This is a genomic window from Microcystis sp. BLCC-F209 (genome assembly GCF_041928595.1).
Taxonomy (GTDB): domain Bacteria; phylum Cyanobacteriota; class Cyanobacteriia; order Cyanobacteriales; family Microcystaceae; genus Microcystis.
Genome location: NZ_JBHFLL010000079.1, coordinates 1 through 1,439, shown reverse-complemented (window position 1 = coordinate 1,439; position 1,439 = coordinate 1). Strand labels below are relative to the sequence as shown.

1 protein-coding gene is annotated in these 1,439 nt (G+C 40.9%); it reads right to left on the bottom strand.

The features are described 5' to 3' along the window. Positions 1–511: 511 nt before the first annotated feature. Positions 512–1,375: an IS630 family transposase gene (locus ACE1AQ_RS04950; RefSeq protein ID WP_254053039.1), complete on the bottom strand. Its 864-nt coding sequence runs from the start codon at positions 1,373–1,375 to the stop codon at positions 512–514. Positions 1,376–1,439: the final 64 nt, after the last annotated feature.

The following is a 1,439-nucleotide window of genomic DNA, read 5'->3' as shown; positions in this document are numbered from 1 at the left end:
AGGGTTGCGCTTGCTTTGGTTTAACCTGAGCGACTTAGTTTTTGCTGCGCTTTTTTCTGGCTTGAGATTTTAGGTTCGACAGCAACTCCTTGATTGTTTTTTGAGTTACCCCTTGACAATCAAGACAGTCGCTACGTTCATCTTATATTTAATTCCACCCACCCACTTATCAGCTTTGATAAGTAAGCTATGACGCATTTAAAGTGCTTATTCTTAAGATTAGCCGAATCTCCCTCAATCCCTTTACTGTTGCCTCTTGCAAGAGTGCCTCTTGCCTCGTCTCAACAAGCAATTTAAATTACGAACAACTTAGCTAGGCAGAATTAAACTTAAAACAGTGAGTTTCGTATCCTCCTTTTTGAGCGCGAGCTTCGATCCCTTGTTTAACAGCGATCGCTAAATCGGACTCATCGGGAAAAATTTGACCTGCCAGTTCATGCGTTTTTCATTGATGCCATTCAATTTCAATAAGATTCATTTCAGAGGAATATTTGGGCAGTTGAAAGAAAAATCATCCTTGCTGCTGCCACTTATCCCAATACTCTCTGACTTGCTTGCTCCTATGAATGGGATGATTATCTTGAACGATGACGGTAATCTCCCCCGTCTTTTCAAAATGTTGGGCAGCGAGTTGGGCTTGCCATTCGAGAAGCTTAATATAAGTGTCCCCTTTAAACGAGCCTAATTTCAATCCATAGTCAAAACTCACTCCCACTGAGTAAAGTCCCAGAATATTTAATCTTTTTCCTCGTCTTTTAGTCTGTTCTAAGACTTTCTGCTCTCCAAGACGAGCATAAGTGTAGCTGACGGGACTCCAAAGAGAAAAACCTGATTCATCCAAAAATTTTAGACGGATTTCTCCGGCACTGTGCGCCCAGAACAACCAGTCTAAATCGGCTTTTTTAGCTAATTTAACTTGAGGATCAGCACCATTGGGTTGTTTATATCTTGTTCTTTTCCAGACCCATCCTCTTGCTTTGATAATTTTCCTTAATCTATCTTGACTCAAAACAACTTTTCGCTCTCTTGCTAGTTTTCGAGCTAATTGAGCCGCATTATAGGTTCGTGAATCTTCTTCTAGACATTTTTCTACATAAACCAGATCATCCTCTTTCCACTTCTTTTTTCTTCCTCTCCCCATTTTTTCCCACAATCCTTCCATTCCTGGCTTTTTCCAACGATGGAAGCAATCTCGCACGGTGTGGGGCGATTTTCCCTTATATTGGGCTATCTTCTCCACTGACCATCCATAATGCCTAAGTCGAATGATTTCGGCTCTCTCCTTGACCCTATAAGGAATTCCTGCCAGTTTTTGCAGTTCTAGCAGGTTTTTGTCTTCTTCTTCACTTAAATCAATTTTTAGAGGGGCTGGCAAGGTTTTATTCCTCCTCCACAAAGGGTTCTCTGCTATTTTATAAGTTTTTTCGCCTACCTACTTA